At 37.1% G+C, this 23,958-nt stretch carries 22 protein-coding genes and 2 pseudogenes; 15 read left to right on the plus strand and 9 right to left on the minus strand.

Annotated elements, in window-relative coordinates; genetic code table 11:
- The first annotated feature begins 83 nt into the window (after nt 1-83).
- Nucleotides 84-1,139 (plus strand): nicotinate-nucleotide--dimethylbenzimidazole phosphoribosyltransferase, encoded by a 1,056-nt coding sequence (gene cobT / locus GJU32_RS02410; protein WP_155590343.1) that lies wholly within the window; start codon nt 84-86, stop codon nt 1,137-1,139.
- 362 nt (nt 1,140-1,501) lie between these two features.
- Nucleotides 1,502-1,701 (plus strand): annotated as a pseudogene (locus GJU32_RS02415) (transposase); the annotation flags it as partial.
- A gap of 127 nt (nt 1,702-1,828) precedes the next feature.
- Here the strand turns inward: GJU32_RS02415 and GJU32_RS02420 are convergent.
- A complete protein-coding gene (locus tag GJU32_RS02420) occupies nt 1,829-2,434 on the minus strand; it encodes a trimeric intracellular cation channel family protein (protein WP_155590344.1) in 606 nt (201 codons plus the stop codon).
- 344 nt (nt 2,435-2,778) lie between these two features.
- Here GJU32_RS02420 and GJU32_RS02425 point away from each other — a divergent pair, with 344 nt between their 5' ends.
- The 3 genes from GJU32_RS02425 (at nt 2,779) to glnA (ending at nt 5,953) form a co-directional block, all read left to right on the plus strand.
- Nucleotides 2,779-4,029 carry a methionine gamma-lyase family protein gene (locus GJU32_RS02425; RefSeq protein WP_155590345.1) on the plus strand — a complete coding sequence of 417 codons (1,251 nt, stop codon included), beginning with the start codon at nt 2,779-2,781 and terminating at the stop codon, nt 4,027-4,029.
- A gap of 157 nt (nt 4,030-4,186) precedes the next feature.
- Nucleotides 4,187-4,564, plus strand: coding sequence for a MerR family transcriptional regulator (locus GJU32_RS02430; RefSeq protein ID WP_155590346.1), 378 nt, complete (start codon nt 4,187-4,189; stop codon nt 4,562-4,564).
- Between the two features lie 54 nt (nt 4,565-4,618).
- Nucleotides 4,619-5,953, plus strand: coding sequence for a type I glutamate--ammonia ligase (gene glnA / locus GJU32_RS02435; protein WP_155590347.1), 1,335 nt, complete (start codon nt 4,619-4,621; stop codon nt 5,951-5,953).
- Nucleotides 5,954-6,050: 97 nt separating this feature from the next.
- Here glnA and GJU32_RS02440 read toward each other — a convergent pair whose 3' ends face one another.
- Nucleotides 6,051-6,359: a CotD family spore coat protein gene (locus GJU32_RS02440; RefSeq protein WP_155590348.1), complete on the minus strand. Its 309-nt coding sequence runs from the start codon at nt 6,357-6,359 to the stop codon at nt 6,051-6,053.
- A gap of 383 nt (nt 6,360-6,742) precedes the next feature.
- On the opposite strand from GJU32_RS02440, the gene GJU32_RS02445 reads away from it, so the two are divergent.
- The 5 genes from GJU32_RS02445 to GJU32_RS02465 all read left to right on the plus strand — a co-directional run bounded on the left by GJU32_RS02445 (nt 6,743) and on the right by GJU32_RS02465 (nt 11,580).
- Entirely contained in the window at nt 6,743-7,753 is a 1,011-nt protein-coding gene (locus tag GJU32_RS02445; RefSeq protein ID WP_155590349.1) for an ABC transporter substrate-binding protein, read from the plus strand.
- 132 nt (nt 7,754-7,885) lie between these two features.
- Nucleotides 7,886-8,902, plus strand: coding sequence for a FecCD family ABC transporter permease (locus GJU32_RS02450; protein ID WP_196426559.1), 1,017 nt, complete (start codon nt 7,886-7,888; stop codon nt 8,900-8,902).
- The gene (locus tag GJU32_RS02455) at nt 8,895-9,935 is read left to right on the plus strand and encodes a FecCD family ABC transporter permease (protein ID WP_155590350.1); all 1,041 of its coding nucleotides are present in this window, start codon (nt 8,895-8,897) and stop codon (nt 9,933-9,935) included. The genes GJU32_RS02450 and GJU32_RS02455 overlap by 8 nt, the downstream gene beginning before the upstream one ends.
- Before the next feature lie 5 nt (nt 9,936-9,940).
- The gene (locus GJU32_RS02460) at nt 9,941-10,813 is read left to right on the plus strand and encodes an ABC transporter ATP-binding protein (protein ID WP_230874903.1); all 873 of its coding nucleotides are present in this window, start codon (nt 9,941-9,943) and stop codon (nt 10,811-10,813) included.
- Nucleotides 10,810-11,580 carry an IucA/IucC family C-terminal-domain containing protein gene (locus GJU32_RS02465; protein ID WP_155590352.1) on the plus strand — a complete coding sequence of 257 codons (771 nt, stop codon included), beginning with the start codon at nt 10,810-10,812 and terminating at the stop codon, nt 11,578-11,580. Before GJU32_RS02460 ends, GJU32_RS02465 begins: the two co-directional genes overlap by 4 nt.
- 127 nt (nt 11,581-11,707) lie before the next feature.
- Here the strand turns inward: GJU32_RS02465 and GJU32_RS02470 are convergent, their stop codons facing one another.
- Complete coding sequence (locus GJU32_RS02470; RefSeq protein ID WP_155590353.1) at nt 11,708-12,280, minus strand: TetR/AcrR family transcriptional regulator; 573 nt, start codon at nt 12,278-12,280, stop codon at nt 11,708-11,710.
- A gap of 185 nt (nt 12,281-12,465) precedes the next feature.
- Here GJU32_RS02470 and GJU32_RS02475 point away from each other — a divergent pair, with 185 nt between their 5' ends.
- The 3 genes from GJU32_RS02475 (at nt 12,466) to GJU32_RS02485 (ending at nt 15,529) form a co-directional block, all read left to right on the plus strand.
- Complete coding sequence (locus GJU32_RS02475) at nt 12,466-13,386, plus strand: DsbA family protein (RefSeq protein WP_155590705.1); 921 nt, start codon at nt 12,466-12,468, stop codon at nt 13,384-13,386.
- 2 nt (nt 13,387-13,388) lie between these two features.
- A complete protein-coding gene (locus GJU32_RS02480) occupies nt 13,389-13,694 on the plus strand; it encodes a monooxygenase (RefSeq protein WP_155590354.1) in 306 nt (101 codons plus the stop codon).
- A 479-nt stretch (nt 13,695-14,173) separates the two neighbouring features.
- Nucleotides 14,174-15,529, plus strand: a complete 1,356-nt coding sequence (locus tag GJU32_RS02485; protein ID WP_155590355.1) for a YjiH family protein — start codon at nt 14,174-14,176, stop codon at nt 15,527-15,529.
- A gap of 15 nt (nt 15,530-15,544) precedes the next feature.
- Here the strand turns inward: GJU32_RS02485 and GJU32_RS02490 are convergent, their stop codons facing one another.
- From GJU32_RS02490 to GJU32_RS02505, 4 genes are read right to left on the minus strand one after another with little or no spacing between them, the layout of a single operon-like run.
- Nucleotides 15,545-16,264, minus strand: coding sequence for a CPBP family glutamic-type intramembrane protease (locus GJU32_RS02490; protein ID WP_155590356.1), 720 nt, complete (start codon nt 16,262-16,264; stop codon nt 15,545-15,547).
- Between the two features lie 22 nt (nt 16,265-16,286).
- Nucleotides 16,287-16,982, minus strand: a complete 696-nt coding sequence (locus tag GJU32_RS02495; RefSeq protein ID WP_155590357.1) for a hypothetical protein — start codon at nt 16,980-16,982, stop codon at nt 16,287-16,289.
- Nucleotides 16,979-17,842: an ABC transporter ATP-binding protein gene (locus GJU32_RS02500; RefSeq protein WP_155590358.1), complete on the minus strand. Its 864-nt coding sequence runs from the start codon at nt 17,840-17,842 to the stop codon at nt 16,979-16,981. Before GJU32_RS02500 ends, GJU32_RS02495 begins: the two co-directional genes overlap by 4 nt.
- Nucleotides 17,843-18,205: a GntR family transcriptional regulator gene (locus GJU32_RS02505; RefSeq protein ID WP_155590359.1), complete on the minus strand. Its 363-nt coding sequence runs from the start codon at nt 18,203-18,205 to the stop codon at nt 17,843-17,845.
- Nucleotides 18,206-18,374: 169 nt separating this feature from the next.
- On the opposite strand from GJU32_RS02505, the pseudogene GJU32_RS02510 reads away from it, so the two are divergent.
- Nucleotides 18,375-18,734, plus strand: a pseudogene (locus GJU32_RS02510) (tyrosine-type recombinase/integrase); the annotation flags it as partial.
- Between the two features lie 154 nt (nt 18,735-18,888).
- Here GJU32_RS02510 and GJU32_RS02515 read toward each other — a convergent pair.
- Complete coding sequence (locus tag GJU32_RS02515; protein WP_230874904.1) at nt 18,889-19,944, minus strand: LLM class oxidoreductase; 1,056 nt, start codon at nt 19,942-19,944, stop codon at nt 18,889-18,891.
- 190 nt (nt 19,945-20,134) lie between these two features.
- Here GJU32_RS02515 and pdxR point away from each other — a divergent pair, with 190 nt between their 5' ends.
- Nucleotides 20,135-21,544, plus strand: a complete 1,410-nt coding sequence (pdxR, locus tag GJU32_RS02520; RefSeq protein WP_155590360.1) for a MocR-like pyridoxine biosynthesis transcription factor PdxR — start codon at nt 20,135-20,137, stop codon at nt 21,542-21,544.
- A 1,229-nt stretch (nt 21,545-22,773) separates the two neighbouring features.
- On the opposite strand, the gene GJU32_RS02525 is transcribed toward pdxR, so the two are convergent.
- The gene (locus GJU32_RS02525; RefSeq protein ID WP_230874905.1) at nt 22,774-23,778 is read right to left on the minus strand and encodes an acyltransferase family protein; all 1,005 of its coding nucleotides are present in this window, start codon (nt 23,776-23,778) and stop codon (nt 22,774-22,776) included.
- Nucleotides 23,779-23,958: the final 180 nt, after the last annotated feature.

Genomic DNA, 23,958 nt, shown 5'->3' on the forward strand with positions numbered 1-23,958 from the left:
AAAAGTCTGTAGTTTATTTGTAATGACAATAAACTACAGGCTTTTTATTTTTGTCTTAATGTAAATTGAGAGGAGAAATCATCATGCAATTATTACAAGACACGATTCAAAACATTCAAGGTGCTGATGTAATTAGGATGAAAGAAGCAAGCAAGCGAATAGATGCACTATGTAAGCCCCCTGGTAGCTTAGGTAAACTAGAATCTCTTGCTGTACAACTTTCTGGTATCACAGGACAATTATTTCCGATGATTGACAAGAAGGTGATGATTGTCTGTGCAGCAGATCATGGCGTTTGTGAGGAAGGCGTGACAACGAATCCACAAGATGTTACTGTTTTTCAAACATTAAATTTTCCTAAGGGAGGTACAGGCGTTTGTGCAATTGCAAACATTACAAATGCAAAGGTTGTTACGGTAGATGTTGGAGTGAAAGAGGATATTCCACTTGATGCGGGCGTACTGATTCAAAAAATTAAATATGGTACAGATAACATGGCGAAAGGTCCTGCTATGTCCAGAGAAGAAGCCATTCAATCGATTGAAGTAGGAATCCGTGTGGCAACGGAGGAAATCACAAAAGGTGCCAATGTACTTGGGACTGGTGAAATGGGCATCGGCAATACAACACCGAGTGCGGCTATATTAGCTGTTCTGACTGGCTGTGACCCCATTGAAGTAACAGGGTTTGGGGCAGGAGTTGGCCAAGGGGGCATTGCACATAAAGCGGCAGTTATTGAAAGAGCTATTACCCTAAATAAGCCAAATCCTAAAGATGTAATGGATGTTTTAGCCAAAGTTGGTGGTTTAGAAATAGGGGCTATGGCAGGTATAATACTTGCCGCTGCTGTACATCGTAAACCAGTTGTCATTGATGGTTTTATTTCGACTATTGCTGCGCTTATTGCTTATAAGCTTGAACCTAAAGTAAAAGATTATATCATTCCTTCCCATGCTTCAGAAGAACCAGGGGCTAAAATTGCCGCTGCACTACTTGGCGTTGAACCGATGCTGTACATGAATATGCGATTGGGAGAAGGTTCTGGTGCAGCTTTAGCCTTTCCTATTTTAGATGCGGCATGCTCTATGATGAAGAATATGGTGACATTAGAGGAAGCGATGAATCTTTTAGCTAAATAGATGATGAAAGACAAATAAGCCCAAATTCAATTTGGCTTCAGACTGTAGACAAACTCAAAAAATTTGGGAGTTTGCCTATAGTCTTTTTATTTTTACAATGAAATAAAGTAAAGCCGTTGATTTCCACTACGGGCGGACGCTTTCCGCGGGCGGGGTCGAGCTGCTTCCCTCGCTTTGTTACTGCCGCTTCGCTTTCGTACAGAAAACATTCACTCAGTCCAGGATCTCGACTTTCCCGCTTTTCCCGCAGGAGTCGCCACCCTTCGTTCCAATCAACTTCTACATAAAGAACTCCCTATTCATATGTTGATAAAAAGTAACCTTTCGAAGTGATGAACCATGATGGCGAAGAATCAAATCCATTAGTAGAAAACTTCTATTCAGCTTATGGGCGTCCAAGTATTGATACTGTCGTTCTCTATAAAATGACGTTAATTCAATATGTCTTTGGCATTCGCTCCATGCGTCAAACTATCAAAGAAATCCAAACGAATATGGCGTATCGCTGGTTTTTAGGATTTGGTTCCATACAGAAGTCCCGCATATCTCTACCTTCGGGCGATGCTTACTTTTTAACCTTATTCATAGAAGAAAAAAAGACAAAAGGAATCGAGTATGAACTTCTCGATTCCTTTTGTCGACAGTCTGAAGCCAAAATTCATTTGGGCTTATCATTCAATCTAAATAGTCTATGCTCGATTTAACTTACGCAAAGGCAAGCGCCATTTCATCATATAGGAAAGGATGCGCAACGCCGTAATCACCGCGAATAAAATATAAAGGAAAATATCCCCTGTGAAAACCTCGAATCCAATCGTTAGCCCTGCGAGTGCAGCCCAAACACCGTAGACTTCATCGCGGAGAACTAATGGTTTTCGTCTAGCTAATAAATCTCGCACAATGCCACCACCTGAACCTGTTAGGACTGCAGCTACAACTACTGCACTAATAGGCATATCAAGCTTCACTGCATAGAGTGCACCTTGAATAGCGAACGCTGATAAGCCAATGGCATCTGTGAAATTGCCCCAACGATGCCAATGCTGGATTAGATGATGTGGAAAGATGAAAAATATAGTAATCGCAGCAAGCGCTATTTGAAACATCATATCCTGGCCCCATAATGTTGTGACAGGAAGCCCGATGAGTAAATTTCGAATAGCTCCCCCTCCAAAAGCAGTAACAATCCCTAATATATAAACACCGAATAAATCGTATTCTTCTTCCATGGCAATAATTGCCCCAGAAATAGCAAAGGCAATTGTTCCAATAATACTAAAAACCTCCCAAGCCATCCCTTTCACCCCTTCTATAAAAAATGAACGTTCTCCATCAAGTTAAAAGACTGTTTAAATTACAAAATCTATGAATTTATTAGCCAATTTTAGTCATTAAATACGCTTCTTGAAATAAGTCCGCACATTAGCTTAGCGTAAATTGCGCTTAGAAACAATAGGGAAGTTTTGCAGGTACCCATACAAATTGATAAGATAATATTGAAATAAAGAAAAACATTCGTCAAAAGCGTTGATATGCCAGTAATTGATTAGGGAATACTAAAGTGATTTAACTCAATTTAGATAGTAAATAGATCTTACTGATTGATATGCGAGACAATTGTGAAATGGAGAAGAAAAGAATGACGTTTACATCTAATTTATCAGCACAAACGCTATCCTTAGCGTCAAAAATAGAGGAGAAGGTTCGACCATATCATACAAAGGTAGAAGAAATGGCGTTTTATAATCAGCAGAAGGTACTAGCCGCATTTCGCAAGCATCAAGTAAGTGACTACCATTTACATCCATCCAATGGCTATGGCTATGACGATGAGGGACGCGATAATTTGGAGCGTGTCTATGCGGAAGTGTTCGGAGCGGAGGCTGCCATTGTACGACCTCAAATTATTTCGGGAACACATGCAATCACACTTAGTCTATTCGGGGTACTTCGTCCTGGTGATGAGTTACTTTATATTTCTGGGCAGCCGTATGATACATTGCAATCCATTGTCGATGGTGGTGACAAAGATACGGGCTCATTGAAGGATTATAAAATCGGCTATCGTCATGTGGATTTACTGGATAACCAATCCATTGATTGGGCAGGTGTAGAAGCGGCTATTACAGAGCATACGAAAATGATTGCTATCCAACGTTCAAAAGGCTACGCAACACGTCCATCTTTTACGATTGCAGAAATCGCTGATATGTGTGCAAGGGTTCGTGAACTAGCCCCACAAGCCGTTATTTTTGTAGATAATTGCTATGGTGAATTCGTAGAGGCGCATGAACCAACAGAGGTTGGTGCTGATTTAATGGCAGGCTCACTCATTAAAAATCCAGGTGGGGGATTAGCAAAAATTGGTGGTTATATCGCTGGTCGAGCAGATTTAGTGGAGAAATGTGCTTATCGCATGACTTCTCCAGGAATTGGGGCAGAGGCAGGAGCAACATTAAACACGTTAGGTGATTTTTATCAAGGATTTTTCCTAGCGCCTCATGTCGTATCACAAGCATTAAAAGGCGCTATCTTTACAGCAGCTATGTTAGAGGGAATCGGTATGAATACTTCTCCAAGCTACAATGCGAATCGTACGGATTTGATTCAATCCGTTTCCTTCCAAACGGCACAACAAATGATTGCCTTTTGTCGCGAAATACAAAACAACTCTCCAATAAATGCTCATTACGCACCTGAACCAGCGTATATGCCTGGCTATGAAGATGATGTCATCATGGCTGCGGGAACATTTATTCAAGGCTCTAGTATTGAGCTTACAGCAGATGGCCCAATACGTCCGCCATTTACTGCTTTTATACAGGGTGGACTGACGTATGAACATGTGAAATTTGCTATTTGTAGTGCTGTTCAAGCCATTCAAAAATAGTAACTTGAAAATAGATAAACCGTAAATTTGAATAGTTTTTTACAATTTTCTAGCGGTTTGAAAAAAATATAACATACTATGTTAGGAAACCTTACATGGTTGGTTGACAGTGAAAAAATTTCGTTATATGATTAGCGGGTATTGGAGGAGGACTTAAATGAGTCGTGAAATTAGACGAACGATGCCGTTATTATCAATGAGTATTGTGATGCAATTAACTGAGCTTTCGGCAAGACAAATTCGTTATTATGAAGAACACCATTTAATTGAGCCGCACCGAACAGAAGGCAACCGTCGAATGTTTTCATTAAATGACGTCGACACATTGCTAGAAATTAAAGACTACTTAGAACAGGGCATGAATATGGCAAAGATTAAAAAATTATTTGCTAAAAAGAAAGATCCTGTTGCTACAACTGAAGACCAAAATTTAAGTGATTCAGAATTACGTCAAATCATGCGCGAAGAAATGCGTCAAGCACAGCGCATGCAAAAATCATCCATCCGACGAGGGGATTTATCTCGATTCTATTAAAAATAGGGTAGGGTAAACATACAAGCTAGACAAATTATAGGAGTGTGGAAAACTGTGGGTAAATACACAAAAGAGGACATTAAACGTCTTATCGAAGAAAAAAACGTAAGCTTTATTCGTTTACAATTTACAGATATTCTTGGCACAATCAAAAATGTTGAGATTCCTGTAAGTCAATTAGACAAAGCATTAGAAAATAAAATGATGTTTGATGGCTCATCTATTGAAGGTTTCGTTCGAATCGAAGAATCTGATATGTATTTGTATCCTGATCTTGATACTTTCGTAGTATTCCCTTGGACTTCTGAAAAAGGGAAAGTTGCACGTTTAATTTGTGATGTATACACTGCGAAAGGCGAACCATTTGCTGGTGATCCACGTAACAACCTAAAACGTATTCTTAAAAAAATGGAAGAAATGGGCTTTTCAAGCTTCAATTTAGGGCCTGAGCCAGAATTCTTCTTATTCAAATTAGATGCAAAAGGCGAGCCGACGTTAGAAGTAAATGACCATGGTGGTTATTTCGACTTAGCTCCAACAGATCTTGGTGAAAACTGCCGTCGTGATATCGTATTAGAGCTAGAAGAAATGGGCTTTGAAATCGAAGCATCTCACCATGAAGTAGCTCCAGGACAACATGAAATCGACTTTAAATATGCAGATGCTGTTACTGCTTGTGACAACATCCAAACATTCAAATTAGTTGTTAAAACAATTGCACGTAAACATGGCTTACACGCTACATTCATGCCAAAACCACTATATGGTGAAGCGGGCTCTGGTATGCACTTTAACGTGTCACTATTTAAAGGTAAAGAAAATGCATTCTATGATGAATCTACCGAATTAGGTCTTTCTGAAACAGCAATGCAATTCATGGCGGGTGTTCTTTCACACGTACAAGGTTTCACAGCAGTTACAAACCCAACAGTTAACTCTTATAAACGTCTAGTACCTGGTTATGAAGCACCATGTTATGTAGCATGGTCTGCACAAAACCGTTCACCACTAATTCGTATTCCATCAGCACGTGGACTTTCAACTCGTGTAGAAGTACGTTCTGTGGACCCTTCAGCAAACCCATATTTAGCAATGGCTGTTATTTTAGAGGCAGGTCTTGAAGGAATTCGTCAAAACTTAACACCACCTGCGGCTATTAACCGCAACATCTATGTAATGTCTGAAGAAGAGCGCCAAGCAAATGGTATTGAAAACCTACCAGCAGCACTTGATGACGCTTTAACATTACTAGCAAAAGATAAAGTAGCTCAAGCAGCTTTAGGTGAGCATATTTACGCAAACTTTAAAGAAGCAAAAGAAATCGAGTTCGATATGTACCGTACGACAGTACACCAATGGGAACGCGATCAATATTTAAAAATGTATTAATCATAAGTGAAACCGAGTGCCTTAGATAGAGGCTACTCGGTTTTTTCTAATTCTACTGCATAACGATGGGGCAGCATTCCACCCCATCGTTATGTTATTAATAGCCCTTATGTTTATGATGGTGTGGCATATGACAATGGTTATGTGGCATACCGCAAAGGGTATGAGTTTCACAGCATTCATTTACGAAAGACTCTGTGCATGGGAAATAGTATTGATGATCAATCATATGTTTGTTCACTGTTGTGACATGTGCTGGTTGTACATGTGGAACGACTGTATGGATATAATTTGTGCGAACATATTGCTCAGGTGGTAAAAACTGTGGTGGATCATATTGCATTGGCATTGTTTGTGGCGGACAGCAGTGAGGACCTTTTGCCGGATGGCGTCTTCGTTGAAACATGTTATAACCTCCTGTTTTGATAAGTTGTAGTTCATTATTAAGATATGAGATATACGTTGATAGGGTCTATTTATTTGCCTATTAATGAATAGGTAAATCTAACAAGTTACTGAAATGGTAGAAAAACTACAATCAACTTGCTTTTATTGAAATTAAAGCAGAACAGATGAAAGTTTTTTTATAATTAACCATTTTCCTAGCGTCGACAACTCATTGTATAGAGCAATCGATTTGCATAAGTATCATGAAATTTTAATTAAAATAAAATATTATTAAAAAAGTATGTTTTTTGAAAAAATATTTATTGTCAATGTTACAAACGTACAGTATACTCTTTAATTGATAATGATTATCGTTGTTGATTATATTTTAGGAGGAAATGTATGTCGAAATTATCACTACGCAATAAAAATGTTTATATGCTTTTTGCACTATTCTTAACGTTCGCGCTTTTATTAGTGGGATGTGGAGATAAATCTTCGAACTCTAGTAGTTCACAAGAAAATGAAAATGATAAAGCGGAAGAAAGTAACACAGAATCTTCTAGTCGTGAGATTACACACGCAATGGGCACTACTACAATTGAAGGAACACCTACAAAAATCGTTACTCTATACCAAGGCGCTACTGATGTAGCAGTAGCGATGGGCATTAAGCCAGTAGGGGCAGTAGAATCTTGGGCTGAAGCACCTTTTTATAATTATATGAAGAAAGATTTAGATGGCGTTGCGGTTGTTGGACAAGAGACGCAACCAAATCTTGAAGAAATTGCGAAGCTTAAACCAGATTTAATCATTGCTTCAAAAGTACGTCATGAAGAAATTTATGATCAATTATCTCAAATTGCACCAACAGTTGCTCATGAAACTGTTTTTGATTTCAAAGGGACAGCTGAAATGATGGGTCAAGCAATGAATCAAGAAGATAAGGTCAAGGAGTTATTAGGTAAATGGGATACGCGAGTAGCTGATTTCCAAACAAAAATTCAAGAGAAACTAGGCGATAAATGGCCATTCCATGTTTCTGTTGTCAACTTTAGAGCAGACCATGCCCGTATTTATGTAACAGGGTATGCAGGTTCCATTTTATCAGAGCTTGGTTTCCAAGGACCTAAAAACTTAACAGATGACTCATTAGAAATCGTGAAGCTAACAGATAAGGAAAGCATTACACAAATGAATGCAGATGTTATTTATATGTTCATGGAAAATGATGAGGCAGTCAAAAAAAATTATGAAGATTGGACAAACCATCCGCTATGGAAAGAGCTTGATGCAGTAAAAGCAAATCAAGTATATCAAGTGGATGAAATTAATTGGAATCTAGCTGGTGGATTTATTAGTGCAAATTTAATGCTAGATGATATTTATGACAAGTTTGAATTAGAAAAATAGTGAAAGAGGCAAGGGCTGTTAAAAGTGTTATAGAATGCTTTAAGACAGCCCTCTCATTGTAGTGTTTTAGCAGATTAGAAACCTACAACCCTATTCATAAGATAAATTGTGAATATAGAAAGTTGGCGCAAAATGAGAATTATTCTTTCCAGTACCTCGATGAAACAAATAGGCTTACTTATTAGTTGTTTAATCCTTTTGCTGGCATTTATTATTAGCATAGCGATTGGTCAAACGTCCATACCATTCTCGTCAATCTATGATGCCATTTTTCATTATGATGCTGCTAATAAAGAGCATGTCATTATTCGAACATCTAGATTTACAAGAGCTGTTATCGCTACAGTAGTTGGCGCGAGCCTTGCCATTGCAGGGGCTTTAATGCGAGCATTAACAAGAAATCCATTAGCGGCTCCAGATATTTTAGGTATTAATGCAGGAGCTATATTTTTTATTGTCAGTGCTATTACTCTTTTTTCCATTAATTCTTTAATGAGCTATATGTGGATTGCCTTTTTAGGGGCAGGTGCTGCAGGGGCAATGGTATTTTTCCTAGGTTCATTAGGAAGAGATGGTTTAACACCGATTAAAATAGTATTAGCTGGTGCAGCGATTACAGCTCTATTTGTCTCGTTTACGCAGGGACTTTTAGTAATTGATGAACAAGGTCTACAAAGTGTTCTTTTTTGGTTAGCAGGATCTGTGTCAGGCCGTAGTATCGAAATGCTTGTACCTGTCCTACCGTTTATTTTAGTGGTAACAATCGTGGCAATATTTATGGGACGTTCGATAAATATTTTACAATCTGGTGATGATATTGCAAAAGGATTAGGCCAACGAACAATGATTACGAAAATCACACTAGGTATTATTATTATCATATTGGCTGGCAGTTCAGTATCCGTTGCAGGTTCAATCGGGTTTATTGGTTTGATTGTACCTCATATTGCCATCAATCTTGTAGGTACAGATTATCGTTGGATCATTCCATATAGTGCGGTATTAGGGGCGATATTGCTGCTGTTAGCTGATATTGCAGCTAGATATGTGATTATGCCGTTAGAAATGCCAATTGGTGTAATGACTGCCTTAATCGGAGCTCCTTTCTTTATTTATATTGCTCGAAAGGGGTTAGCGAAAAATGTCTAATTATATGACGGTTCGAACGAAATCAAATCGTATGTCTTTTCAAATTGCTAAAAAAACTAGTTGGATACTACTACTACTTAGCTTGTTATTAATCATCATAACGGTCCTTGGTTTATCTGCTGGTAGCGAGTTTATCCATCCTTTCACAGTGGTTAAAGAATTATTGGGCTATGGTAATGGAGAGTACGATTTTGTCTTACATACTTTAAGGCTCCCACGTGTGTTGATGGCATTATTAGTTGGCGCAGCTCTTGGAGTTGCTGGTTTAATTTTACAAGGGATTATCCGCAATCCACTTGCTGCTCCAGATATTATTGGTGTAACGAGTGGGGCATCAATGGGTGCAATCATCTTTATCGTATACTTTATGGGTTCTGTCAGCATTCAATTTTTACCACTAGCCGCTATTTTAGGTGCTGCCATTGTCTCCTTTATCATCTATCTTCTCTCGTGGAGAAAAGGCGTAACACCTATTCGTATGGTGCTTATTGGCATTGGTATCTCAGCGTTAGCAAAGGCAGTTGTGACCATGCTCCTCGTTATTAGTGAGGTGGCTGCTACGACAAAGGCATACTTATGGCTTACAGGTAGTTTGTATGGTGCGAATATGCAGGATGTCTATTTGCTATTACCATGGGTAGTTATTTTATTGCCACTGACATTTATTTTGGCAAGAACGGTGAATGTGAAGGAATTAGGAGATGAAATTGCGATAGGGCTAGGTGTAAAAGTTCAAGTGTATCGCTTACTTTTTTTACTCATTAGTGTGATGCTAGCAGGTTCAGCAGTAGCTTTTGCTGGTGGTATTGCCTTTGTAGGATTAGTAGCTCCTCATATGAGCAGAATGCTTGTAGGTCGTTCCTTCGCAGGATTAATTCCAGTGACAGCTATAATCGGTGGAATAATTGTAATTGTAGCTGACATAGTAGCACGAACAGCCTTTTTACCAAAAGATTTACCAACAGGTGTATTTACAGCTGCGATTGGCGCACCTTTCTTTATTTATTTACTATTTAGAACGCGCAATCAATAAGCAACATGATAAAAGAATTCGTGAAAGCGTCAGAAGAAGGTGACTGGATTTTGAAAAATGTCTTAGAAGCTCAAAATTTAAATGTAAGCTATGGTGAAAACCTTATTTTAGAGGATTTGAATCTTCAAATACCTAAAGGAAAAATTACGGTACTAGTAGGTGCCAACGGTTGTGGAAAATCCACCCTACTTCGAACGTTTGCACGACTACAAAAACCAAAGTCGGGTGAAATTTTCTTAGAGGATGATAAAATTGAAGCTATTTCTACCAAAGAGGTGGCAAAACGTTTAGCTATTCTGCCGCAGGGTCCTGTTGCACCAGAAGGATTAACAGTCCAGCAATTGATTAAACAAGGTCGTTATCCTCATCAGAGCTGGTTAAAGCAATGGTCTACTGAGGATGAAAAAATTGTGAATAATGCACTTGAAGTTACACAAATGCTGGAGTTTGCTGACCGACCAGTAGATGCCTTATCAGGTGGTCAACGGCAACGTGTGTGGATTGCCATGACATTGGCTCAAAAAACAGATCTTATTTTATTAGATGAACCCACAACTTATTTAGATATGGCTCATCAAGTAGAAATTCTAGATTTATTATTTGATTTAAACGTAAATGAAGGCCGTACAGTAGTCATGGTATTACATGATTTAAATTTAGCCTGTCGCTATGCTCATCATATTGTTGCTGTGCGTGATAAGCAAGTTTATGCGCAAGGCAAGCCTGAGGAAGTGGTGACAGCTGAGATGGTACAAGCTGTATTCCGAATGGACTGTACAATTATTAATGACCCACTATTTGGTACACCTTTATGTGTTCCGCACGGTAAGGGAAGATCAGTTATTGTAGAGAAATTAGAGGAGGTAGGGATCAGTTGAGCTTACACCTTTCAGCTGAAGAAATATCAGTGTTACTACGAGATTATAGATTGACGATAGAACCAGCCATAGACACAACCTACTCTCTTTTTGCTCAAGATTTACTGGATACTGAACAAACTGTAGAATATTTAAACAAGATTGCACCTTTCTTCCATTCTCCATCTACGCTAGTTACAGCATCTTTATTTGCTAAGCGCTATAGCGTTTTAACGATGGCTTCAGCATTCTATGTCATGTCTAGATATGATAAAGGACTATTTGTTGGTTTAGAGAATACTTGGGTTGAAGCGGAATATAATGCAAAGCCTTGGCTTCCAAACATTAGGTTAATTGATAGTACGGTGTCAGTACCAACATTAGACCGTGAAGCTTGGCGTGATGAGATTCTAAAAGGAATCTTTGCGGACAATCTAGCGAAAGTTTGGCAGTCATTAACGAAAATAAGTAAAATTCCAAAAACAATCTTATGGGAAAATACAGCTATTTATGTAAATTGGCTGTATGAAACGAAAATAAGAGAAGGAGCCAATGAACAAGAAATAGCTCGCATACAAGAAGATTATATCTACATTGTAAGCCAAGCGCCGGGTTCTCTTTTTGGAGAAAGAAAAAATCCATTGACAAACTATTGTGGGCCTAAAGTGATGATCGAGGAATCGGAGCAACCGGTACGCTTAAGAAAAACTTGTTGTTTCTATTATCATACTTCTGATGGAGTAAATGATTTTTGTATTTCCTGCCCAAAAATAAAAAGACCAAGCTAACCTCATAAAATTTTCTCCCACCACGAGTGAATAGACACCTTATAAAGTCATATTTGTGTTTATTCACTTATCCTATCTTAAAAAACTATCAATTAAACAAGGCAATAACACTTCATTTGAGCGTAACTCATATCTCTTCACGTTTAAAATCAATACCAGCCATTAAATAGGGAATTGTTGGTTTGATAAATTCTTCTGGGTGTTTCTCCTGACTACTATTTCTCCATTCTACAGAAGCGCCATAAATTCCCCAACTTAATATAACAGCAGTCATTTTTAGTGCTTCGTCCTCTTTCGTTCCATTTTGTTTTAACAACATTTTGTAAAAAATGATTTCAAGCTGATCTCTAATAATCCGAGCAATGGTATCTTCATAACCTCTGTGGCAACGAGTAGATAATGACTTTTGAAAATTTGTGATAGCCTGAAAGATACACACGAAGGCCTCCTCATTTAGCTCTTCATTCTGATAAGTATCAACATTTAAATTCACTAATAAAACCTCTGATAAAGCCTTTTCTAATAAGTCATAAATATCTTCAAAGTGATAATAAAAAGTTGCTCGATTAATCATGGCCTCTGAAGTTATATCTTTAACAGTAATAGCCTTGAATTCTTTTTTACTTGAAAGTTCAATGAAAGAATCCATGATTAATTTTCGGGTACGTAAAACTCTAAGGTCTGTCTTAGGTTGGGTCAATTATTGCCACTCCTTTTTTTAAACAATTTCTTTCATGTGTTGTATAAACAACGATTCGAATAGATTATTGGTTTATTGATGATTTTATTATGAATAAAATACAAATGTAAGGCAAATAAGAGCATAACCATTCTATTCTAACTTAAATAGAAACGAGGAAAAATAAATTGAAGAACAATAATAATATGATGTGTGATTTAGAAACAGGCGTATGTGGAGTAGCTGGAGAAGAAATGGAGATGATTGATTTTCATCTACCAAAAAAATCAATCGACTTATACTATGTTACCGATCCAATTTGCTCTCATTGCTGGGCACTCGAACCCGTTCTCCGCAGATTTATAGTGCAGTATGGCAGTTATTTTAACTTTCATACGGTTATGGGAGGATTGCTAGAAAAATGGGGTGACGATCCAGTTGATCCTGCAAACGGAATCTTTGGACCCGCAGATGTAGCTGGACACTGGAGGGAAGTTGGCGAGCATTCCCGGATGCCGATAGATGGGAGTATTATGATTGACAATCCAGTTCAATCATCGTATCCACCTTCTCGTGTATTTAAAGTGATTCAAAAAAATCATCATGATGAAGTAGCATATGACTATTTGCGACGTGCTAGAGAAGTGCTTTTCGCGTTTAATCAAAATATTTCAGATAAATCCGTCATGATAGAAATCTTAAATAACCTTGATCTTGATGGAAATGCACTAGTAAATGAAGCTGAACAACCCATAGGACAACAATTATTAAATGAAGACTTTCATCTTGCGAAGAGCCTTGGTGTGAGAGGTTTTCCTACTATTATCATGATTGATGAGGAAAATAAAGGAGTAAAAATTGTTGGTAGCCGTCCATTGGAATCCTACGTTGATGGATTAAAACAAGTGTTAAATAAAGAAGACATAAAGCCAAATAGACAACCATCTCTTTCTAAGTTAATGGAGAAAGAAAAACTTCTATTTTCGAAAGAAATTGAAGTAATGTACGATATTGAAAAATCAGAGGTTTCCTCTTTTATTGAAAAAGAGCTTTCACCAGGACGTTATGAAGTGAAGGGAATTTTAGGAGAATCTTATATTACAGCTACTCAATCACAAGGAGAGTGACAATGACCTACGTATTACAAGTAGACTTTAAAATGGATGGACCATTTGGAGATGAAATGGCAGGGGCTTTTACTCATTTAGCAAAAAGTATTAATGACGAAGAAGGATTGCTATGGAAAATTTGGACAGAGAGCCCTGAAACAAATGAAGCTGGAGGAATTTATCTTTTTGAAACAAAACAAACAGCTGAAAACTATATAGAAATGCATTCAAAAAGATTAGCTGGATTTGGCATCACAACGATCAACGCAAAAATCTTTACGATCCATTCAAAACTTACTGAAATCACGAAAGGCCCAGTAAAATAATTTAATAACTGCTGATATGCATAAGAGAGGAATGAATACCTCTTATGTGGTTGCCTTCAGAAGCAGAAAAAGTCTATTTTCTTACTAAGAAATTAGGCTTTTTTACAATTTTAATGGTATAACAAACGTGAGATGCACACCCTTCCACCGCATAATCTGATAAACTAATAAATATTCAGAAAATTGTGAGGTTGAACCATGTGTATTGTAGAGTTTACAATAGTTTTATAACACAATGATTTTATAAAAACATGAATGGAACGAGTGTTTTTCTGTGTAAAACGGAAAAGTTCATCGTTTTTACAATAGTTACATAACAGCGGGAGGGATGAGTTATTGAATGAAATATAACATATTGGGTACGTAAAATATTACGATAATCGTAATCTAATAGCTTATAAACATTATTTACATTGTTGTAATGCAAAATACATAAGCTACAAACTATGCGATAAAAAGAAATGAGGTTTTATAAAAAAATGAAAAAGTATTCTGTTGATACATATTTTTACTTCATCATTCCTTCTTTAATTGGTATTTTCCTATTTATGACACCCGTATTAACCGATGAGGGGTGGAAGGTACCAATTGCTATTTTAGCAAATGTCTTAGCTGGTATAGTGGCTCCTGTTATTAGTTATTTTACGATTATCATGTTTGCGATTTCAGCGATTGGCGCACTTATCGCTAAATTTATTCCTCGTAAAAATGTTAAAGAGCCTAGTATTTTAGATACATTGTTTTATGTCAATTGGTTTTGGACGATTACACGCTGTATCGGTTTAGTTTTTGCTTCGATGGTAGTCTTTAACATTGGTCCCTCTGCCATCAACAATGAAAATACTGGTGGACTACTTATGGATCCAAACGGGGGACTTGTGACGTTTTTATTTACCATATTTTTGTTTGCTGGTTTTCTTTTGCCTTTTTTAACAAACTTTGGTTTACTTGAGTTTTTCGGTACGATGATGGTGAGAATTATGCGTCCACTTTTTAAAAGTCCAGGACGTTCTTCAATTGATGCTCTTACGTCATGGGTCGGTGATGGAACGATTGGTGTGTTAATGACGAGTAAACAATATGAGATGGGGAACTACACAAAAAAAGAAGCAGCAATTATTGCGACAAGCTTCTCAGTAGTATCCATTACATTCTGTATCGTAGTATTGGATACCGTGCACTTAGCTCGCTATTTTATTCCTTATTACTTAACTGTTGTACTTTGTGGCATTGTGTTAGCGATTATTATGCCTCGAATCTATCCACTTGCAAAGAAGGAAGATACGTATATAGATGGCACGCCAGTAGACTATTCGCGTGAGGTATTACCAAAAGGCTATAATTCTGTCACACATGGCTTAGAAAATGCTCTTGCTATTGCCCATGCCAATCGTGATCCCCGTCAATTTGTAAAAGATGGATCTAGAAATGTCATCGATTTATGGGTTGGTGTTGCGCCTATCGTTATGGCTTTCGGTACAATTGCCTTAATGCTTGCTGAATTTACAAGTATCTTTGCGATTTTAGGAAAACCATTTGAGCCCATTTTAACAGTACTTGGCTTGCCTGAAGCGGCAGAGGCGGCGCAAACAATGGTCGTTGGATTTGCAGATATGTTCCTACCGTCTATTTTAGGTGCAGGAATTGAATCAGATGTTACTCGATTTGTCATTGCCGTTGTTTCTGTTTCGCAGCTCATTTATATGTCTGAAGTAGGTGGACTTATTTTAGGGACAAAAATTCCATTGAAATTTTTCGATTTAGTAGTCATATTTTTATTACGAACACTTATCTCACTACCAATTGCAGCGTTGGTCGGTCACTTACTCTTTTAATGAAAATGCCAAGTCCTAGATGGACTTGGCATTTTTCATGTAATTCGTAGCATTGCCTTTTTTTACACGTTTCCATAAAAGAAGCATATACACAAATAGCACAAAAATAATGAGATAACCACTTAGCATCGAGCTTTCCATATTGCCCATGAAGTTAAAGAAATTATTAAAGCCATGGAAAAGAATCGTTATGATAATCGATTGACCGTCCAAAATAAGTAATGATAAAACAAGACCCACTAAAAGGGCATAGATAATTTGGATAAACGTATCTTCTAGTGATTGGCCACCAAGTAATTGAAAAGCATGTGTGATACCAAACAAAATACTAGAAACCCACACAGCAGTAAATGCTCCTTTAGCTAAAAGCATTCGTAGCATAATGCCTCTAAATACAGTCTCTTCGATAAAAGCTACAATGAACATTTGCATGATGAGCATGACAAGGAGATCGCTAATAGATGTAAAATTTAAACCATGAGTGCTGACTAAGATGATACATAATACGAAAAGTAGCGGTAGGATGATGAAGAAATGATTCTTTTTAATGGAATGAAAGAAATACATTTGCCAGCTTTTTTTCTTTGCGATATAAATGAAAAGCCCTAATGCTAGTGGAATTAACATTGCAAACTGTAGGAAAGGGCTTGTTGGTTGTTTAATAGAAACAAAGGCTCCATTTAAAACATAGAAAAATATGAGAAGAAATTCTAAACCAATTATTTTCATAATCATTTTGTTAATTTCCTCCTGTTCGTTATACGGGACTCACAGAAATCTTACGTAGGAAAGCAGTGATAACTAAATAGAGTAAGACACTAAAAACTAAAATACATCCTAAGATTGCGAATATGGACGAATTGGCGAAAAGGTTAAATAGGGGGGAATACCACTGAAAAATGACCATTATAATGGGAATCAACACAAGCAACCCAATAAAACTATAGCCACCCAGTATACCTAAGCGATAAAAAACAACATTAAGGAGAAGGCCTGAACTGAGACAAAATAAAAGTAAGACTGTATCCATTGCTACTGTTTGTAAAAATGAATGGGCATTATTAAAAAATAAAATAGGATGAATGATAATAATATCTTTTACATTTAAGAGGTTAGAAATATAGACAATGATTTTATGTGCACTTGCAATAATCAATGCACCAACTAGGCTCGCGCTAATAAAAAAGAGCCCGACATTCAACAGATATTGCTGGCGACTTACCCCTAGCTTTAAAAAATAGGGTAAAGTTCTATTTAAAAGCTTAGCCGCCATTAAACTGTAAAAAATATAAACAGGAATTGAAATGGTAATGGCAAATGAAATATATTGACCAAAGAAAGTATCTAAGAAAAATGACAATAGCACGATAGAAAATAAAATGCTCCAAAAAATAATGTTTTGCTTCTTATAGCTTTGAAATAAAATATAAAAGCTACCTTTTATTGTATTCATTTACCTGACCTCACTTTCTGTTTACTTAAATACACGAGCATATCTTGAAGAGAAATTGATGTAAGTGTTATGTTCTGACCTTCTATGGGTTCACCATTTGCATAGACAACTGCTGTCATTTCTTGCATAAACATATGCTCATAGATCACGTCTAAGCCGCTGATTGCTAAAGCAACATCATTGGCATTTCCTTTTACAGCAACAATATGCTCGCGCCATTCATCAGCTGTTTTTTTAAGTAATAACTCACCTTCATGTAGAATGAAAATTTCCTCAAATAGCTTGCTAGCCTCATCGATTAAATGAGTGGACAAAATAAATAATCGTGGATCTTCAGTTTGTTGTTCGATTAACAAATCATAAAATGTATTGCGAGCAGCGACATCTAAGCCGATATAGGGTTCATCAAAGATGGTAATGGATGCTCGACTCGCAAAGCCCGTAATGATTCCAAGTGCAGATACCATCCCTTTTGATAAACTACGTACTTTATCTTTTGGATTCAAAGCAAATACTTGTAGCAGCTCCTGAGCAAACTCTTCATCCCATTTTGGATAAAAGAAGCGATTAGCCTTTAATGTTTGAGCAATGGTCATTTCTCCTTGAAAATTGCCACTTTCAGCGATAAAGCAAATATCACGTAAAGTAGAAGGAGCATTAAAGATACTTTCTCCGTTGACTAAAATTTCTCCTTTTGTTGTAGCAGTGAGCCCTGACAATAGATTTAAGAAAGTTGTTTTGCCAGCTCCGTTATGACCTAAAAAACCAATAATTTTTGGGCCTTCCATCGTGAAAGTGACATTTCGTAAAGCGGATTTATGTTTATAGGACTTCGTGACATTGTTCACATTGATTTTCATTCAGTATCTCCCTTGTATCAAATTTTGTAATTCCTCATCTGAAATACCTAAACGTCTAGCCTCCATTTTCAATGGTTCAATATGTTGTTGAAAAAAATTTTCTTTACGTTCAGTAATTAAAATTTTTCTAGCATCCTCATGTACAAACATTCCGACACCTCGTTTTTTATAAATGACACCCTTATCCACTAATTCATTCACGCCTTTCCCAGCAGTTGCAGGATTAATCTGATATTCTTTTGCAAACTCATTCGTAGATGGAATGCGATCTTCGGGCTGTAGCTGTCCATCCAGAATGGCATCTTCTATTCTTTCGCGAATTTGTTGGAAAATGGGCTTTTCGTTATTTAAAGAGTGAATCACAATCCACCTCACTTGTTATATAGTTAATTACTTGTGTAACTAACCATATAACGTGTGGAATCTTTTGTCAATCTTTTTGCAGGAAAATCTATGGAAATGTATAGAACAAATAAAGTTGGAATCTGTGGATAAGTTTCTAATTTCACCTTTTTTTGAATAAATCTAAAACTTGTATTCAACAGGCTACCGTATTGGTGAAGTTGTAAAATTAAATCGCGAAGATATCGATTATTAAACGAATTCAGTTATTGTACAAAGGAAAGGTGATAAAGAAAGGGAAGTGTACTTTAATACCCGCTGTTCCATTTGGTTAAAAAGGTATTTAGATGAACGAGAGGATAAGGAACCTTGTTTGTTTATTACGGACAGAAGGCCGAAAAGGAGGATGGGAATTGATAATTTAAGAAATGTTATCAAGCGAATATCGAATCGAGCTGGTATAAAAAAGAGTATACATCCACATCAATTACGACACAGCTATGCAACGCATATGATTAATAATGGTGCGCCAATTGATGTCATTCAAAGTAAAGTGCGTTTAAAACACAAGCTGTAAAGATAAAGACCAAGATGGCTTACTTGTCATCTTGGTCCTATGCTACGTTATATTGAATTAACAATACGGTCGCAAAACGTATAATAAAAGAGTCTCTAAATTATCTTACTAGCAGGGAAGACAAATATCACCATTTAGTGTGTAGAGGATTTGGCCCCGCATGTGATGGGAAGAGCGGTAGTACTTCCTCTGCCAACTCTTGAATCACATCAGCAGGTGGTCGGCTCGAAAACTGAATTCCGAGTGCAGCGTGGTTGACACCAACTGCCTGCCATTCTTTCAAAAGTTCAATCAAACCCTTTCGACCTGTTCGTAAAATAAATCCGCCACGGATAGGTGTTCTTGGATAATCGGGATCTTCAATAAGATCAATCCATTCGTTAGTCATGTGCGGCTTGAATAATCCGTCTGGTATTTTTTTACGCCAGGAGTCTATTTTTTCCGAAAGCCTCTGGGGACCAGATGCATCTGCTGTTGCTCCGGGATAAGTGAGCCAACCATCGCTATTTTCCGCGATCCAGCCAACCGATTGTTGGCTGGATCCTGTAACAATAAGTGGAATATCACCGGTTGCAGGTTTAGGAAGCATTTCTCCCCCCTTAACTTGCCCAAGGGACGATTGAATTGAAGGTCGCTGATGTTGAACGAGGTTGCGGAAAAATTCAACCGTCTCCCGGAACCGCACATCACGGTGGTTGGCATCGATTCCGTAAGCCGGAAATTCTATGGCTCGGTCACCTGAAGCAACTCCAAGAATAAGACGCCCACCAGACAGCACATCGATAGATGATGCTGATTTTGCCAAGTCCATGGGATGGCGTAGTGTGAAAATAGCACTTCCGGTTGCTAAGGATACATTCTTTGTCCTTGCAGCAAGATAGGCTAAATAGACAAATGGATCGAAGACCTGTCCAGCATCCCCAAAATTAGGATCAAACAGGGGTACATCCCGTACCCAAATCGATGCAAAATTCAGTTGATCGATCATTTCCACGATTTCAGCTTGGCCTTTTAAGTCAGCCATCTGACCCTTATAGAACTTAATCGGCAGAAAAATACCGATTGTGAGTTTATTTGGGGCGAACATCCGACGATAGCCAGGGTGTTCGTTGAACTTTCCAAATGTTGAAGTTGATTGCTGTCTTTCATGATGAGATTCGTTATTTTTTGATTTTATTTCCAATTCATTCTCCTCCTAAACAATGGGTAAACCAATCATCAGATACAGGCACGCTGTTCCTTTACAATACGGGAGTTAACTAAAGTCGTATATTCGACTGGTAATGATATAATTGTAAAAATCAACTGGCTCCATGGGTAGTGACAAATCTAAATGTTATTTTGGGGTCAGTAAAGGGCGTAAGGAGGCTAGTATGATCGAAATTACGATATTACTAAAGGAAAAGTCTGAAGAGCCGTTATATTTCCAAATATATCAGCACATCAAAAAAGATATTATAAGAGGAAAACTGGTGGCTAAGACACGATTGCCTTCTATCCGTGCACTTTCATCACATCTACATATTAGCCGCAATACGGTTGAATCGGCCTATCACAGATTGATAGACGAAGGATATGTCCAAAGTAGGCCAAGGAGTGGTTTGTATGTAGTCGAATTGGAATTAGACAAGTTACCTACGCTGTATTCAAATAAAAGAAAGCCTGTTGAATTAATCGAACCGGACACTGCTCCCATTCAATATGATTTTTTATATGGTGATGTGGATATTGCGCACTTTCCGCTTGCTACTTGGCGCAAGTTAACTAATCTAAGCTTACAATCCGAACAAGTGGAGTTGTTCTCTTATGGGAATCCTCAAGGGGAACATGGTCTTCGTGTAGAAATTGCTAAATATCTGTATGATTCTAGAGGGGTGAACTGCTCACCTGAACAAATAATTATAGGAGCAGGTATTCAGTATCTGCTTAACATATTATCTAGTTTAATTGGAAGTACTAACAGCAACATCGCGATTGAAGAACCAGGCTACGATGGAGTTCGTACGATTTTTCGAAATAATGGATTCAGTATCCATCCTATATTTTTAGATAAGGATGGTATTAACATTTCCAAGTTATATGAGAGCAAATCTAGGATTGTCTATATTACCCCATCTCACCAGTTTCCATACGGAATGGTCATGCCTATCGCCAAGAGAATACAATTACTTAAATGGGCACAAGACCTAGATGGCATTATCATTGAAGATGATTATGATAGCGAGTTTAGATATGTCGGGAAACCAATTCCTTCTCTCCAAAGTCTAGATGCAAATCAACGCACTGTCTATCTTGGAACATTCTCCAAATGTCTTCTGCCCTCTCTGCGCATCGCTTATATGATACTGCCCCCAGATTTAATAGCACTTTATAATAAGCAAGATTATAGATTGTATGATCAAACAGTATCATGGTTTCATCAGAAAACACTGGAACTGTTTATGAGTAAAGGGCATTGGGAAGCTCACATTCGTAAAATGCGGAATGTGTATCATAAAAAACATTTCACTCTGATTGAGACGATTCGGGAGTTAATGGGTGAAAAAGTTACGGTAATAGGAGAGAATGCTGGGCTGCATATTTTATTGCGTGTGCATAACGGTATGGATGAAAAGGAGTTAATTAGAGCAGCGGCTCAAAAGGGAGTCAAGGTTTACGAAGTATCCCGCTATTGGGAGAAACAAACCCAGGCTGAGGCGTCAATGGTGCAAATTGGTTTTGGCGGATTAAGCAATGAAGATATCGTTTTGGGAATTCATTCTCTTTTCCGAGCTTGGTTTTAACCAGTCAATACTAGCCATCTTGGTAGTTAAAAAACTAAAAAAAGTATGCACAGAAGATTAAATCGTACTTCGACCAAAATGTGCAATAGAAAAAAAGGCACTTGTTCAACTAACGGGAGCTTATCTGTAATAAAGAAAGCGTCAGATTGCGGTATAAGATTCCTAACTGGAGTCTTGTTAAAAGAAGTGTGTCAGTACCAATGAAGCTAACAAGCTGGCAGTGGGTTTATAATAGTGTGGATAGCTAGCCGATTGGGACATATGGAAAGGGTAAATTAGCAGGAGCGGAGAAAACCAGTCAGTGGTAAATCTATAAGAAACTTATTTCTCAAAAATCTGTTTCTTTTCAAATGTAAATTCAGAGGTAATCATGCATATGATTGCCTCTTTTTTAATTGAATTTTGTAACAACTCTAGTAAAGAAAGTAAACAAAAGGATATCTGATATTTTAAAACAATCCTTCTCTTAATAAAAAAATTTCTATTCGATAGAGAACTCTTATTCGTTTAAATCTGAAATGTCCCATACCTTTAGAATAATTTCAATGCAAAAAGGAGATGAATAAGAATAAATTAATTAGGTAGGTTAAATATGGAATTTTATAAAGAAAAAGAAATCTATTGCTACAGTTGTCGTAAAAAAACGATATTTACTTTTAGAGATATGCATAGAAAGAATGGGATAGACAGTCATTGTAGTGAATGTTCTGGGATTTGGTTTGAATGGCAAAATAGAGCTGTTCAGAGGGAGATGGAAAAGTGGATTGAATATAATAAACATCTTATCAAATAACTAATTGGTTTTATACCTAAAACTAATCGAAAAATAATTACTAGAAGCTCTGTAAAGAATGTGTCTGCAGAGCTTTTTTACTTATCCAGCTCGTTTAGATAATGAATTATGAAAAAGGTAACAACCATGACCACCGCTTGGAAGTCTTTTTTATAGGATTTTTTTGTAGTTTTGTGAAGTTCAAAATAAGTTAATCTCTTTTTACATACACTCCACTAGATATTACACAGCTTCAAGTAAGTATTTCGAAACAACGTGTTACATTATATATATTTGGAAATAGAAGAGCTAATTTTCATTTGGCTCTTTTTTAATTTTTTACAAATTTTCTTATACAAGGTATCAGAATGAAATGTGAGTAACTTAATTGGTTCCAATTTTATTTGTTCTATACCAGGTAAAGGATATTGTTTTTCTTTCCATGAAAAAAGCCCTCTCAATTACGAGATGGCTGTTTTTGATGAGACTTTCCTATCAAATACGCGCTAAAAGGTACAAAAGAAATGATTTTTATAAGCAACATACAGACGAGTAAACTGGACAGAAAAAGAGCCATGACTTGAAGGAAAGGGCTAGGAAGTAATGCGCTATAGGGTGCTAGATATTCTTGAATCAGCCAGTGAATTAAAAAGATACCAAAGGAGTAGCGGCTTAGAATATGGATGAAGGGGAGCTTGGGCAAAATTTGAGCAAATGCTAAAATACAAAACGTCATTGCCAATACGAATAGCATGATATCGATTCTTCTCGATGTAATCTGTTGAGCACCTAAATAATAGTTTGTATATAAAATAGCTATTGCAAGTATGACGGATAGTACTGTGAAGAATTTATATTTGACGAGGTACTTAGCGATTTTTTCATAATGACTACCAATAAGATACGCTATTGCAAAATAAGGGAGCCAGCCTATAAAGAGTAAGCGCATAACATGCTCATTTTGTATGAAATAGTCGATATTCAAATTCGCAAGAGTCATATAGAAAATTCCGAGTAAGAACAAAATGGGTGTGAACCAAATGCTGGATAGCTGATATTTTTTTATAACAAAGAAGAGAATATAAAGCTGAAAGATGGTCATAACAAACCATCCTGAAAAGTCTCCTAAAACAATATGTCGATATAACGCATCCAAAAAGCTTTCATTATAATGAAAGGCTGCGTTTGCTGCATATAAAATACCTGCAGCTACAAACGGTATGACAATAAACTGAAAACGTCGCCATAAAAAATGAGGAGGTAGCTGGTGTTGATAGCGTTTAGCTAAAATCAAAATGGATAATAAGATAAAAGTTGGTGTAGCGAAACATAACAATAGTCTAAAAAACTGATAGTATGGCTGATCGATATAGCCATTAATAATTTCAATATTGGTCGTAGCATGTAATAACACAATACTTAAGCAAGCAACTACCCTCACTGTGTTCCACTCATACACCATTTTAATCACCCTCGTTTTCAGTTAATTGGTGGGCATCTGTTACAAGATGCAACCTAACTAAATATATGAGCATGACATTAGTGATAAAACCTGCCTAGCCGTCCAACTGAAAATAGTTTAGGCCGCAAAATATTATTAAAAATCCCTAGTAACTTGGCAAGAGTTCCATTTTTGCATATG

It is taken from the genome of Lysinibacillus cavernae, assembly GCF_009724685.1.
In the GTDB taxonomy this organism is placed as follows: domain Bacteria; phylum Bacillota; class Bacilli; order Bacillales_A; family Planococcaceae; genus Lysinibacillus; species Lysinibacillus cavernae.